The organism is Novosphingobium sp. (assembly GCF_032093395.1).
Lineage (GTDB): Bacteria > Pseudomonadota > Alphaproteobacteria > Sphingomonadales > Sphingomonadaceae > Novosphingobium.
In genome coordinates, this window is sequence record NZ_DAMDBA010000053.1 from 22982 (window position 1) to 35562 (window position 12581).

Annotated in this window: 13 protein-coding genes and 1 riboswitch; of the genes, 5 read left to right on the forward strand and 8 right to left on the reverse strand. The window is 64.1% G+C overall.

The features are described 5' to 3' along the window. Nucleotides 1–2 precede the first annotated feature (2 nt). Nucleotides 3–749: a tryptophan 2,3-dioxygenase family protein gene (locus RT424_RS16505; protein ID WP_313440516.1), complete on the reverse strand. Its 747-nt coding sequence runs from the start codon at nucleotides 747–749 to the stop codon at nucleotides 3–5. Nucleotides 750–884: 135 nt separating this feature from the next. Here RT424_RS16505 and RT424_RS16510 point away from each other — a divergent pair, with 135 nt between their 5' ends. Next, the gene (locus tag RT424_RS16510) at nucleotides 885–1355 is read left to right on the forward strand and encodes an Lrp/AsnC family transcriptional regulator (RefSeq protein ID WP_313440518.1); all 471 of its coding nucleotides are present in this window, start codon (nucleotides 885–887) and stop codon (nucleotides 1353–1355) included. 24 nt (nucleotides 1356–1379) lie between these two features. Here the strand turns inward: RT424_RS16510 and msrB are convergent, their stop codons facing one another. The 4 genes from msrB to RT424_RS16530 form a co-directional block, all read right to left on the reverse strand. Beyond that, entirely contained in the window at nucleotides 1380–1829 is a 450-nt protein-coding gene (gene msrB, locus RT424_RS16515) for a peptide-methionine (R)-S-oxide reductase MsrB (RefSeq protein ID WP_313440520.1), read from the reverse strand. A 67-nt stretch (nucleotides 1830–1896) separates the two neighbouring features. Then, on the reverse strand, nucleotides 1897–3192 hold the full coding sequence (locus RT424_RS16520; protein WP_313440522.1) for a glycoside hydrolase family 130 protein: 1296 nt from the start codon (nucleotides 3190–3192) through the stop codon (nucleotides 1897–1899). 18 nt (nucleotides 3193–3210) lie between these two features. Beyond that, a complete protein-coding gene (locus RT424_RS16525) occupies nucleotides 3211–3939 on the reverse strand; it encodes a metallophosphoesterase (protein WP_313440524.1) in 729 nt (242 codons plus the stop codon). Then, complete coding sequence (locus tag RT424_RS16530) at nucleotides 3923–4702, reverse strand: hypothetical protein (RefSeq protein ID WP_313440526.1); 780 nt, start codon at nucleotides 4700–4702, stop codon at nucleotides 3923–3925. Before RT424_RS16530 ends, RT424_RS16525 begins: the two co-directional genes overlap by 17 nt. 197 nt (nucleotides 4703–4899) lie before the next feature. Between RT424_RS16530 and RT424_RS16535 the strand changes: the two genes are divergently transcribed. Then, a complete protein-coding gene (locus tag RT424_RS16535) occupies nucleotides 4900–6240 on the forward strand; it encodes an N-succinylarginine dihydrolase (protein ID WP_313440528.1) in 1341 nt (446 codons plus the stop codon). Nucleotides 6241–6257: 17 nt separating this feature from the next. Here RT424_RS16535 and RT424_RS16540 read toward each other — a convergent pair whose 3' ends face one another. The 3 genes from RT424_RS16540 to RT424_RS16550 all read right to left on the reverse strand — a co-directional run bounded on the left by RT424_RS16540 (nucleotide 6258) and on the right by RT424_RS16550 (nucleotide 9577). Beyond that, nucleotides 6258–7073 (reverse strand): universal stress protein, encoded by an 816-nt coding sequence (locus tag RT424_RS16540; protein WP_313440530.1) that lies wholly within the window; start codon nucleotides 7071–7073, stop codon nucleotides 6258–6260. Between the two features lie 25 nt (nucleotides 7074–7098). Further along, nucleotides 7099–8295 (reverse strand): Na+/H+ antiporter NhaA, encoded by a 1197-nt coding sequence (nhaA, locus tag RT424_RS16545; protein ID WP_313440531.1) that lies wholly within the window; start codon nucleotides 8293–8295, stop codon nucleotides 7099–7101. 100 nt (nucleotides 8296–8395) lie between these two features. Further along, on the reverse strand, nucleotides 8396–9577 hold the full coding sequence (locus tag RT424_RS16550) for a VacJ family lipoprotein (protein ID WP_313440532.1): 1182 nt from the start codon (nucleotides 9575–9577) through the stop codon (nucleotides 8396–8398). A 203-nt stretch (nucleotides 9578–9780) separates the two neighbouring features. After that, a riboswitch (SAM-I-IV-variant riboswitch) is annotated at nucleotides 9781–9887 on the forward strand. A gap of 35 nt (nucleotides 9888–9922) precedes the next feature. Here RT424_RS16550 and metA point away from each other — a divergent pair. From metA to RT424_RS16565, 3 genes are all read left to right on the forward strand, one after another. Then, nucleotides 9923–10864, forward strand: a complete 942-nt coding sequence (gene metA, locus RT424_RS16555) for a homoserine O-succinyltransferase (protein WP_313440534.1) — start codon at nucleotides 9923–9925, stop codon at nucleotides 10862–10864. A 177-nt stretch (nucleotides 10865–11041) separates the two neighbouring features. Then, entirely contained in the window at nucleotides 11042–11746 is a 705-nt protein-coding gene (locus tag RT424_RS16560; RefSeq protein ID WP_313440536.1) for a TorF family putative porin, read from the forward strand. Nucleotides 11747–11767: 21 nt separating this feature from the next. Next, a partial coding sequence (locus tag RT424_RS16565) for a cache domain-containing protein (protein ID WP_313440537.1) occupies nucleotides 11768–12581 on the forward strand: 814 nt, incomplete at its 3' end.

Here is a 12581-nt window from a genome sequence, read left to right on the forward strand (position 1 = left end):
GGTCAGTGGCTCGCCTTTTCCGCAATGCTTTCCCGGACACGGCCGTAGTCATGGCCCCATTCGTCGGTCATTTCCACGCGCACGTCCCAGAGCTTCGGAAAGAAGCGATGTTTCGCGCCGCTCTGCAACAGGTCTACCGAACGTCCCTTGAGGGAGGCGGATCCCATGCCGATCGAACGGTGGATCAGGAACAGGTGATGCCAGCGGAACTTGCCGAACAGCTCGTCCAGTTCCATCAGCGCTTCGGCAACGGCATAGGCGTCGTCATGGGCGTAGCCGTGATCGTAGATGTCCCGCACGGTGCGCCCCGCTCCGGTGACATAGGCCTGGTCGAACGTCTGCCATAGATCCGGAATGATCCGGAGCAGAACGCGAAAGCCGGGCGATTCCTGCCCGCTGCCATTGCCGAGTTGCAGTCGGATCTGCTGGTATTCCTTGGGTGACATCGTTTCCAGCAGGGCCAGTTGATCGGTCATCATGCGCAGGATTTTCTGGCAGCGGCCCAGCAGGGTGGTGACGCGAAACGCCTGTTTCTCGCGCATGTGTTCGTCCACGGCGACGATGGTGTAAGCCATCAGCTTCATCCAAAGCTCCTCGACCTGATGGACGATCTGGAACTGAAGCTCATCCGCATTGGCCAGATCGTCGAAATTCTTCTGGCAGGTCAGCAGGCGTTCGGTCTGGAGATAGACTTCGTAGTCGAGCGCGGCGGGCGCTTCGAGCAGTTCGTAGACCTTGCGGCGTTCCATGTTGTGTCCCCGGAGTTTGTATGGGAGGACAATAGCACTGCGCATGAGGGACATTGGTCCGAATTTATGGGGCAAGGCTGTGATGGGAAGAACGTTCGTGATTTATAGTGGTTCATCGACGGAACGATCGTTCCGATGAGCGGAGTTCCCGGACTCGATCCCGTCGACCGGCGCATCCTCGCGGCGCTGGAGCACGACGCGCGGCTGAGCTTTGCGGGACTGGGGGAAGTGGCGGGCCTGTCCAAGACGCCGAGCTGGAAGCGCGTGCAGGCGATGGAGAAAGCCGGGGTGATAACCGGCTATCGCGCGGTGATCGAACCTTCCGCCATCGGACTGGCGACGAGCGCCTTCGTCCATGTCTCCATCGAGTTCGACCGTCACGAAGCGTTCGAAAGGGCGGTGAGCGAGGAAGCGGCGGTGCTGACCTGCCATGCCGTCGTCGGGGATTTCGACTATATGCTCCATGTCATGACCGGCGGCGTGCCGGACCTCGACGATTTCCTGCGCAATCGTCTGCGTCGCCTGCCCGGCGTGCGCCACTTCAACACCACGCTGGCGATGCGCGACGTGAAGCCGCGCGCCTATCTCACCGATGCGGCAAGATAGGCATTCGGCGGGTTCGAGCCGTTATCAGTCGATTTCCTCGACCTGATCGAGATAGCTGGCGTAACCCTCTTCCTCCATGTCCTCGCGCGGGACGAAGCGAAGCGAGGCGGAATTGATGCAATAGCGCAGGCCGCCGCGATCGATCGGGCCATCCTCGAAAACGTGGCCGAGGTGGCTGTCGCCATGGGCGGAGCGCACTTCGGTGCGGACCATGCCGTGGGTGCGGTCCACCAGGTTGTTCACGTTGGCCGGTTCGATCGGCTTGGTGAAGCTGGGCCAGCCGCAGCCGGACTCGTACTTGTCGGAGGAAGCGAAGAGCGGTTCGCCGGAGACGATATCGACGTAGATGCCCGGCTTCTTGTTGTCGAGGTACTCGCCGCTGCCGGGGCGTTCGGTGCCGCTGCGCTGGGTGACGTGGAACTGTTCGGGCGTCAGGCGGGCGATGGCCGCTTCGGTCTTTTCGTAAGTGGGCATGGGTGGTTCTCCTTGGACGCGAACATGGTGATCGCCGGGCGTCGTGGGAAGAGGGAGATTGGCCGTATCAGGCCGGGACGAGGACGTTCAGCAGATCGTCGAGATTCGCCACGGCGAAGGCGGTAAGCTCGTCTCCCACCCCGTAAGGCAGGAGAACGCGGCGGTCATGGACGAGGGCCCCGCAGCTGTAGGTAACGTTCGGAACGTAACCGCCATGCTGTTCGGCACTGGGGAAGATCAGCGGCGCGCGCGTGCGCATCAGCACGCGCGAGGGATCGTCGCGATCGAGCAGGCAGGCGCCGATGCAATAGCCGCGCACCATGCCCACGCCATGGGTGAACACAAGCCAACCCTCTTCGATCTCGATCGGGGAGCCGCAATTTCCGAGCTGTACGAACTCCCAAGGGTAAGCCGGGGCCATGATCGGTCCTCCCGTATCCCAGGCGAAAAGGTCGTCGGAACGCAGGAGCCAGATGTTCTCGCCATCCTGGCGGCCCAGCATGACGTATTGGCCGTCGATCTTCCGGGGGAACAGCGCCATGCCTTTGTATCCGGTCATGCTCCCGCTCAGCGGGCGCATCTCGAATGTCCGCAAGTCCACGCCGCGCAGGATTTCCTGTCGCGCCTGAAGACCGTCGTAGGCGGTATAAGTGCCGATCAGGAAGCGCTGTCCGTCGTCTTCGGTAAAAACGACCATGCGCAAGTCTTCCACGCCTTGGCGCTGGTTGGGAAGGACGGGGAAGATAACGGTTTCCGAAACGTCCCGGCTATCCTCGCACTGTAGCCGGACCCAGCCTTCGTTATCGCTCTCTATGCGGGGCGGGAAGCAATTGGGGCTGGCCGCGTCGATCGTGACCGTTTCGCCGCCGTCCCAGCAGCCGGTGCGGAACGTCACGGAGGAGATATGCCCTTCGCCAATGCCGCGCAGCGACAGAAGAAAGCGCACGCCGTCCTCTTTCGCTGCCGCTTCTTCCTCCATAGGCAGGCGCACGATGCTGGGGTTGAACAAAGCGGCGGACTCGAAGGAATATTCCTGGCTCAGATAGGCGCCAAGCAACAGTCGATCGCGCCGGTTCAGGCCCGAGATGTCGCCCAGCTCATCCTCCAGCCCCTCGATCTGCCGCAGGAACACCGCCTCCGCATTGCGATGGCGTGCCAGCATCGGACCCATGACGAAGCCGATCATGCGTTCCCGCACGTCGTCCTCCAACGAGAGCAGGCGCTCCACGATCACACGCGGGCGGGGCGGATGCTGCCCGGCGAAAGCAGACGGGTAGGCGAAATGGAAAGGGCGGATCACCGTGCGGCCGGGATCGGGCCGCAGTTCCAGCTTCAGCTTGGTGAAGACCTCGGCCGCGTCCATCTTACCGTGCCTGTCGCCTCAGACGTCCAGCAATGCGTAAGGCCTGCCGAATTTCGCCGAAACCACGAACTGTGCGCAGTTGAAAACCGGCACGCCGCGCATCGTCTTGCCCTCGTAAGTGCCGCGATGCGCATGGCCGTGAACCACGGCCTTGACGTTCTCGAACCGGTCGACCGCATCGGCCAATCGCGACGAGCCCAGGAAGGGGAAGATTTCCGGTGGCTCGCCCTGCACCGTCTCGGCGATCGGGGAATAGTGCAGCACGGCGACGGTGCGTTCGGTCCGCAGCGAGCGCAATCCATTCTCCAGCTTGCGCGCCTCGTTCAGGGATTCGTCCACGAAAGTCTTGATCGCGGCTTCCCCGAAAGCGCCGAGTTCCCCGCGACCGAAACCGCCGACGAAGCCCTTTACACCCGCGAAGCCGACATCCTTCACCACCACCGCCTGCTCGCCCAGGATCGTGACGCCCGCCTGATGCAGGATATGCGCCACTTCCTCCGGCTGCCCACATTCGTAGTCGTGGTTGCCAAGAACGCCCACCACCGGGATCGAGCAGGCGGAAAGATCGGCGGCAAGCCGCTCCGCCTCCCCGGTCTTGCCGAAATTGGTGAGGTCTCCGCAGAGCGCCAGCACGTCCGCATTGTCGGAGATTTCGCGGAACAGGTCGCGATAAGAGGCCCCGTCCTGCTCGGTGACGTGGAGGTCGCCGATCGCCGCGAGGCGGAGCGTGTCAGACATGTCGTTCATGCTTCTCGTCCAGTCCCTTGCCCACGAGGTCTGCGAAACCCCACTCGCTGATGTCGATTACATAGTCCCGCGGAGAGAACAGGCGTCCACGGCAGATACGCACTTCGGCCGGGGGCAGCTCGGCCTGCGCGCGGATGCGCTCCATCAAGGTATCGAACAGCCAGCGGGGGATCGCCTCGCGTTCGGTGGGATAGATGAAACGGAAGTTGAGGACATGGAGCAGCAGGACTTCCCAGTGCAGCTCCATCAGCGACAGCAGGCGATGCCAGTCGATCCGGTCGTGCATGCGCAGGATCGTGTGGGCTATGTCGGCCCCGTCGTAGCGGTAGCGATCCTGGATGAAGGCCTTGGAGACGATGAATTCGGTGGGCGGGGTGATGCGCACTTCGGTGCCGTAGACTTCGGCGGTGAAGACTTCGCTGAACCAGGCGTCGGTGATCGGGATCGAGGCCGAGGACATGTTGAAGATGACGTCGAAGAAGCTCTTGCCGGACCAGACCTTGGCGATCCAGCGCTCGTCCTCCACCGTCACGTCGTAGCCGGCCTCCTTGAACCGGGCGAGCAGGCGGGGGGCATCGCCGGGCTTGCAGAACACGTCGATGTCCTTGGTGGGCCGCACCACGCCGGTATGGCAGGTAAGCGCATAAGTCCCCGAAAGCAGGTACGGGATGTCCCATGAGCCGAGCAGCTTCAGGCTGTCGGCATAGAACGCCGCGGCCTCGGGGGGCGGGTCGAAGCTGTGAGGCTCGGTGGAAGTCGGCATTTCGAACATGGCAGGGGGGCGCCCGATAAAGGAATGTCCTCGATCAACCGTGCGCCGGGCCGCTGGTTCCATTACAGATCATGGCTGGATGCGGCATGGCGATGGGCGGCTTTTCCCGGCGACCATCGTGGTTCGTTCCTGAACTCACTGGATAACCCGTATTTTCAGGCTTTCTAAACCAGGCGCGATCGGAAATCATGGCGAACAGGCAAATGTCGCAGGAGGCGCCGGGAATGCGTGAGATCAATTTCGACGGGCTGGTCGGGCCGAGCCACAATTACGCGGGCCTGTCGCTTGGCAACATCGCCTCTGCCGTCAATGCCGGAGCGGTTTCGGCTCCGCGTACGGCTGCCTTGCAGGGCCTGGGCAAGATGCGGCGGATGCTGGAACTCGGCCTGCCGCAAGGCATTCTCCTGCCCCATGCCCGGCCCGATGCCGACTGGCTGCGCAGCCTCGGCTTTTCCGGAAGCGACGATGCGGTTCTGCGGGCCGCATGGCAGCAGGAGCCGGCCCTGCTGCGCAACGCTTTCTCCGCATCGGCCATGTGGACCGCCAATGCCGCCACAGTGTCTCCCGCCCCCGACACGGCGGATGGTCGCTGTCACCTCAGCGTGGCAAATCTCTCGACGATGCTTCATCGCGGTATCGAAGCGGAGCAGACCTTCCGCCAGCTTCGCCTCGCCTTCTCGGACGAGCGCTTCTTCGCGGTTCATCCGGCGCTGCCGGCGGGACTGGGAGACGAAGGCGCGGCCAATTTCATGCGCCTGGGCGAAAGCCACGCTGCGCGCAGCCTGGAGATATTCGTCCATGGCGAAGGACCGGTGCGGGCCAGCGACGGACGGATCTTTCCGTCGCGTCAGCACCGTGCGGCCAGCGCCGCCGTTGCCAGGCGGCATGGCCTTGCCGCAATCGACCATGCCCTGGTTCCGCAAAGCGAGATCGCCATCGCCGCTGGCGCCTTCCACAACGATGTCGTCGCCGTCGCCAACGAAACCGTGCTCTTCACGCATGAGCAGGCTTTCGGCGACCGCGCAGCCGTGCATAGCATCCTGCGCGAACGGGTGCCCGGCGCGGTGATCGTCGAGGCACCTTCGGATCGCATCAGCTTGAGCCTGGCGATCCGCACTTACTTGTTCAACTCGCAGCTCGTAACCCTGCCAGAGGGCGGCATGGCGCTGATCCTGCCGCGAGAGGCGCGGGACGAGCCTGCCGTCTGGTCGTGGCTGGAGGAAGTGCTGGCCGCCGACAACCCGATCCATCGGCTTGAGATCGTGGACGTGCGCGAATCCATGCGCAACGGCGGCGGCCCCGCCTGCCTGCGGCTGCGCCTGGCGGTATCGCCGGAGGCGGAGGCCGCGATCGACCGCCGCTTCCTTCTGGATGAGCGAGCCTGCGACCGCATCGAAGCGGTGATAGAACGGGAATGGCCGGAAAGCATCGCGCCGAACGATCTCGGAGAGCCCGATCTCTGGCATCGCTGTCGGGCTGCGCGCGCGGCCTTGCTGGAAGCGCTGGGTTTCGGCTTGGGAGAACTATAGGGCCGGGCAGCCAGCCTTCAGTCCTCCGGCATCCTCTTGATCACGAGGGTATCGGCCGGAATCCAGCCGAGCAGGGCTGAGGTGTTGCTTCCGAAAGTGGCCTGCGCCAACCCGCTGCGGTCGCGGCTGCCGAGAACGACGAGGTCTGGCCTGAACTGTTCGATCGATCGGGCGAGCACTTCGTCCGGAGCGCCGAGATCGAGATGCGAGGTCGTGCGTTTGGCGAGGCTTCGGGGCAAGGCCGGTTCCGCAAGGAAGGTCCGGAGTCTTGCGCTGGCCTCCCGCCGCAGTTCCTCGCGCATGCCGTCGGAATCGATCCATCCACGAAACGGGACGTGATAGGCATGGACGACCTCGACGGGCACGTCGGGGAAGAGTTCGGCGGCGATGCCCAAGGTGTGCAGGGCGTCCGCCGAAAGGTCCACGGCCACGAGCATACGCTTGTAGGCGCCGCGTTCGCGCTGCTTCACCACCAGCACCGGCGCGGAAGCATGGCGGATGATGTGATCGACCGCGGTGCCCACGAAATAGTCGCCGACATGGTTGAACCGCGCGACGCCGGTGACGATCAGCGAAGGTGCGAGATCCTGCGCGACATCGGCGATCGTGTCGGGCGCGGGGCCCCTTGGCAGGAGGACGCGGACATTGGCGGGGTGCGATGGCAGCGTGTCGCGTACCTGACTTTCCTCCACCCGCTCCTCGGGCCGGAGAGCATGGACCACGCAAGTCTCGACCTGCCACTGGCCGGCCAGCTGGATCGCCCGATCCACGGCACGATCGCTACGCGCGCTAAGGTCTGTCGCCACGAGTACCGGTCCACGGCGTTCTGTCATTCGCGTTTCCCCTTCCTTGCGTTGATCAAGCCGTTGCCGCGCGTCCACCGGCTGTGCCGCGATGGCGCGCGGCAAACCGCAATACCGCGAAGCCCGACAGCGCCGACAGGATCGAACCTCCCAGCACCCCGATCTTGACCTCATCGATCAGCACCGGGTCGTTGAAGGCCAGGCCGCCCACGAACAGGCTCATGGTGAAGCCGATGCCGCAGAGCAGGCACATGCCGTAAGTCTGCACCCAGGTCGCGCCGTTCGGGCGCTGGGCGATGCCCAGGCGCGCGCAGAGCCAGATAGCCAGGAACACGCCCAGTTGCTTGCCCAGGAACAGTCCTCCGGCAACGCCCAGCGGCAGGGGCGCCAGCAGATGTTCGGCGCCCAGGCCTGCCAGTGAAACGCCGGCGTTGGCGAAGCCGAACAGCGGCACGATCCCATAGGCTACCCAGCCGTGAAGGCCGTGTTCAAGACGATGGAGCGGGGATTCCGCACTGTCCGGCGCGCCGGGGGTGATGCGGATCGGAATGAGGCTTGCAGCCAGCACGCCGGCAATCGTGGCATGCACGCCGGACAGCAGCACCGCCAGCCAGAGCATCGCGGCAAGTGTGAGGTAGGGCCAGAGGTGCTTCACGCCGATGCGATTGAGCACGAACATCACGCCCATGATCGCGCCCGCCGCCAGCAAGGCCAAGCCGTGGATCTGCGAGGTGTAGGCGAGGGCGATCACCGCCACCGCCCCCATGTCGTCGACGATGGCGATGGTCGTGAGGATCAGCTTGAGCGAGGCGGGGACGCGCTTGCCCAACATGGCCATGACGCCGATGGCGAACGCGATGTCCGTAGCCGCAGGGATGGCCCAGCCGCGCGTCAGCCCCGATCCGGGCCCCACGATCGCCAGGTAGATCAGCGCCGGGCAGATCATGCCGGCGGCGGCGGCAATGGCGGGCAGCGCACGATCCGACCATTTGGCCAGGTGGCCGTCCACGAATTCGCGCTTTATCTCAAGCCCCACAAGCAGGAAGAACAGCGACATCAGCCCGTCGTTGATCCAATGAGCCAGAGACATCGGGCCGATCTTCACGTGAAGGGCGTGGAAGTAGCTGTCCGCAAGCGGACTGTTGGCGACGATCAGCGCCAGCGCCGCTGCAATCATCAGCAGGATTCCGCCCGAAGCTTCGCCGCGCAGAAAAGCACGAAGTGCCGAACGGGGACGCCTGGGGAGGATCATCGATGCGGGGCTGTCTCGTCGACGCGGGTGGGAGATTGCAGACTAGCCGCAATCATCCCGAATTGCCACCCACGCACCCTAGCCCGGCCGATCCACCGTGTCAGTGTGCGGGAACCGGTGCAGGTGCAGGTGCAGGTGCCGGGGCGGGCGAAGCCGGGATGGTCTCGTCCGCAGCGGGTGCAGCGGGAGCGGGGGTAACAGGAGGCGCAGTCTCCGGAGCAGGTTCAGCCTCTCCGGTGGCAGGCTGCACGGCCTCACCTTGCTTGTCGCGATCCTTCTTGCCGGGCACTTTCAGTCCGGGGCCGTAGACCGGCACGACGCCCGGCGTCACGCGGCCGTGAAGCGCGTCGATCTCGGCCTGGCGCTGCTTGAGGTAGAGGTCGCGATAGGTGGCGTAGGGTCGATCTTCCTCGCGGATCTCGTTGATCCGCTCGTCGAAGGCCGCGCGTTCGCCAAGCTGGCGGACGACGGTCATGGGAATCACCACTTCCGGGTTGGTGAAGGGCTTGCCGATCGCCGCAGGCAGCAGCAGCTTGTCGATCGAATCGCCGATGATGTCGCGCAGCGTCGTCGGGCCGATGATCGGAAGATACATGTAAGGGCCGGGACCGACGCCGTAGTAACCCAGCGTGTTGGCCACGCCGTTGGGGCGGTATGGCAGGTTGAACGGCTTCTTCTTAGCCACGTCCATCAGCCCGCCCACGCCAAGCGTGGTGTTGATCACGAAGCGCCCGGCGGTTTCGGCGGCCTTGCCAGGTTTCAACTGCAAGAGGAAAGCCGCAAACACCACGGGCTCGCCCAGATTGGTGAAGAAGTTGCGCAGGCCCTTGCGGACGGGGCGCGGCAGCCCCTTGTTGTAGGCCTTGGCCACTGGTTCCAGCACGGCCTTGTCGACGGACTGAACCACCTTGAAGGACTCGGCGTTGATCCGCTCCAGCGGATCGCCGGGCGGCGGCGGCTGCGGCGCGGTGACGACGATTTCCGATTCGGGCTGGTCCGGAGCGGCTTGAGCCGGAGGCGTCGGGGCGGGGGCCAGAGGATCGGCTACGGGTGGCTGAGCCTGAACGGGATCGGATGAGGAAGGTGTCGCAATTTCGCCCGTCGTCACCGGCGCGGGGATCGCCGCTCCGGCCGCAGGCGCAGCGGCCTGGGCTTCGGCAAGCTGCAACGGGCGGGATGCCGCTTGGAGATTGGCCACTTGCAGATCGACCAGATGTACGGGAGCGTCGGGCATCGACGGGCCCGTCATCAACAACGCCACGGCAGCGGCCGGCAAACTCATTCGAAGATCCTTAGCATAGTGCCGCAGCGGTCGCGAAGCCGATTTCGCCGGCAGGTGATGGCGAAGTGATTTTTGGCTTTGCTGTCCGGCCGCTAGGCTCGATTCAACTATCCGTCAATCGCGCCGGGGCGGGTATGCGGTCATCGTTTCCAGTCCGATCAAGGCGGGCCGTTGCAAGATCGCGCCGAAGCGTCTATCACCCGGCGCAGCATCAAGAGTTGGGACGACGCCCAACGCCAACCTGCCGATCCGGGCAAGGTGGCACTCCCGGCGGGAGGATGTGGCCGAGCCGGCAACCAACGGATCAAGCCACCAGCGTCGTTCCGAAACGAGGACCGACGCAACGTGCCGATCAAGATCCCAGACGACCTGCCCGCCCGCTCCATCCTGGAGAACGAAGGCGTGGCCGTGATGCGCGAAAGCGATGCGGTGCGGCAGGACATCCGGCCGCTACGCATCGGCCTGCTCAACCTCATGCCCGACAAGGTGAGCACCGAGACCCAGCTCGCCCGGCTGCTCGGCGCAACGCCGCTCCAGATCGAATTGACCTTGGTGCGGATCAGCGACCATGTCGCCCGCAACACCTCGCCCGAGCATCTCGAAGCATTCTACCGCCCGTGGCGGGATGTCGAGCACGAGCGGTTCGATGGTTTCATCATCACCGGCGCTCCAGTCGAGCGGCTGGCTTTCGAGGACGTGCGCTACTGGCCCGAACTCCAGCGCATCTTCGACTGGACGCGTACCAACGTCCATAGCTGCCTGACCATTTGCTGGGCGGCGCAAGCCTTCCTCCACCACTTCCACGGCGTTCCCAAGCACGAGCTGCCGGCCAAGGCCTTCGGCGTCTTCCCGCATCGCAATCGCGCGCCGAATTCGCCCTTCCTGCGCGGGATTTCAGATAGTTTCGCCGTACCCGTGTCACGGTGGACCGAAATGCGCGCGGAGGATCTCCCGCTGGATGGCGGGGTGCAGATCCTTGCCGAAAGCGAGGAGACCGGTCTGTGCCTGCTCCACGACCCGCAGGATCGCGCGCTACTGATGTTCAATCACCTTGAATACGACAGCGACACCCTGGCCGGCGAATTCGAACGCGACGGCGGCCCGGTTCCGGCCAACTACTATCCCGACGACGATCCGGCCTGTGCGCCGATCAATGCCTGGCGCAGCCATGGGCACCTGTTCTTCGGGAACTGGATAAACGAGATCTACCAGAGCACGCCTTTCGATCGGGCCGAGATCGGGGCAGTTACACGTCCGGACACCTCGGTAGAGCTGGTCCCGGCGTAGGGGGGCATCGTGTGTGGCCGTTTTCCGGCTGCCCGGCGGTAATTTTTGTTTAGTAAAATGAATACCTTGTAAGCCTTCGTAAGCGGGAATGGAGAAAGAGGGTCAGGCGCTCAAGCCTGGGACCGGGCGGGGCGTCCTATAATGCCCCTGTCCCCCTCGTCCCAAAACAGGACTTCCATGCGTTCCCCCTGCCACGCCGGGCTTGCCCTGGCGCTTACCGTCATGTCCGCTGCCGCACAGGCGCAAACCACACCCGATTTTACAGTATCTGGCGCGGCCACCCTTATCAGCGACTATCGCTTTCGGGGCATTTCCCTGACGGGCAAGGATCCATCCGTCCAGGCAACCGTCAACCTCTCGCATGAAAGCGGCGTCTATGTGGGAACATGGGCGGCGTCGCTCGACATGGGCGATCGTTACGGGCCTACCGAAGTCGATCTCTATGCCGGATGGGCCGGGACGGTCGCCTCTCGCACGACGCTCGACGTCGCGCTGGCGTATTACAGCTATCCGGGTGGTGAGGGGCCTGGGAGGATCGAATATTTTGAGACGACCACTCGGCTCGCGCACGATTTCGGCCCCTTCAGTGCGACGCTGGGTTCCGGCTATAGCTGGAACCAGGCCGCGCTTGGTGGCGATCATCTCTACCTTTACGGCGAGACCGCCGCGCCGATACCGGGCACTCCGCTGACGCTGAAGGCGCATGGGGGGCGCAGCAGGGGCGCTATCAGCCCCGATCCCAATGGATATTACGACTGGTCGCTGGGAGCCGACGCCACCTTCGGACAAGTGACTGTGGGACTATCCTATGTGGACACCAATTTGCGGCACAATCCGGCCGCCGATGCCGCCGCGCTCCTGTCCCTTGCCGCGGCTTTCTAATATACTTCCTGGAGCTGGAATATGAGAGACTTGTTCAGTCGCATGCACATTGCGGGCAAGCTGATGACGGTCGCCGGTCTGGCGATCGCCGTGCTGCTCCTGCTCGGCTTCACCGCCGTGGTGTTCGAAACCCGGTCGGCGGTGGGTTTGCTGTCGGACCAGTCCGCGATTGCCCAGGCGGATGCCGAAGGCAATCGTGTCAGGACCGACATCGCCAAGTTCGAGGCGACCGCCAGCACGCTTGCCTCGTCGCTGGGCAACATGCACCTCAGCGGTGCACGTGATCGCGGCGTGGCGACGAATGTGCTGAAAACCGATCTGCTCAAGTCGAAAATGGCGCTTGGCGCCTGGTCCATGATCGCGCCCGACCTGTGGGACGGCGGCGACGCGGGCAAGGGCGGCCAACCGGGATCGAGCCGAAACGGCAACTTCAGTCCTTATTGGGTCAAGAGCAACGGCGTTCTCACCCAGTCTCCCAACAACGAGAGCAATGCCTTCGAGCAGCCCTATTTCCGCAAGGCGTTCGAGAGCGGCCAGGGGATTATCGTGGATCCCTATGCCTACGATATCGAAGGCAAGACCATCCTGATGACCTCGATCACGCAGCCGGTGAAGTCGGGCGACCGCGTGATCGGGGTTGCAGGCGTGGACATGGAACTGGGCAGCATTTCCGAGCGCCTGGCGAAGCTCAAGCCGTTCGGTGACGGGCGCGTCATGCTGTTGTCGTCTGCGGCGATGTGGGTGGCCAATCCCGATGCCGCCAAGCTCGGCAAGCTCTACGCCGATCCGGGCCTGGACGACGTGAAGGCCGCGATCGCCAATGGCGAGACGCGCG

Excerpts from the sequence above, each read along its gene's own strand:
- RT424_RS16505 (WP_313440516.1), bottom strand. The coding sequence starts at position 749 with ATGGAACGCCGCAAGGTCTACGAACTGCTCGAAGCGCCCGCCGCGCTC.
- RT424_RS16510 (WP_313440518.1), top strand. The coding sequence starts at position 885 with ATGAGCGGAGTTCCCGGACTCGATCCCGTCGACCGGCGCATCCTCGCG.
- msrB (WP_313440520.1), bottom strand. The coding sequence starts at position 1,829 with ATGCCCACTTACGAAAAGACCGAAGCGGCCATCGCCCGCCTGACGCCC.
- RT424_RS16520 (WP_313440522.1), bottom strand. The coding sequence starts at position 3,192 with ATGGACGCGGCCGAGGTCTTCACCAAGCTGAAGCTGGAACTGCGGCCC.
- RT424_RS16525 (WP_313440524.1), bottom strand. The coding sequence starts at position 3,939 with ATGAACGACATGTCTGACACGCTCCGCCTCGCGGCGATCGGCGACCTC.
- RT424_RS16530 (WP_313440526.1), bottom strand. The coding sequence starts at position 4,702 with ATGCCGACTTCCACCGAGCCTCACAGCTTCGACCCGCCCCCCGAGGCC.
- RT424_RS16535 (WP_313440528.1), top strand. The coding sequence starts at position 4,900 with ATGGCGAACAGGCAAATGTCGCAGGAGGCGCCGGGAATGCGTGAGATC.
- RT424_RS16540 (WP_313440530.1), bottom strand. The coding sequence starts at position 7,073 with ATGACAGAACGCCGTGGACCGGTACTCGTGGCGACAGACCTTAGCGCG.
- nhaA (WP_313440531.1), bottom strand. The coding sequence starts at position 8,295 with ATGATCCTCCCCAGGCGTCCCCGTTCGGCACTTCGTGCTTTTCTGCGC.
- RT424_RS16550 (WP_313440532.1), bottom strand. The coding sequence starts at position 9,577 with ATGAGTTTGCCGGCCGCTGCCGTGGCGTTGTTGATGACGGGCCCGTCG.
- RT424_RS16560 (WP_313440536.1), top strand. The coding sequence starts at position 11,042 with ATGCGTTCCCCCTGCCACGCCGGGCTTGCCCTGGCGCTTACCGTCATG.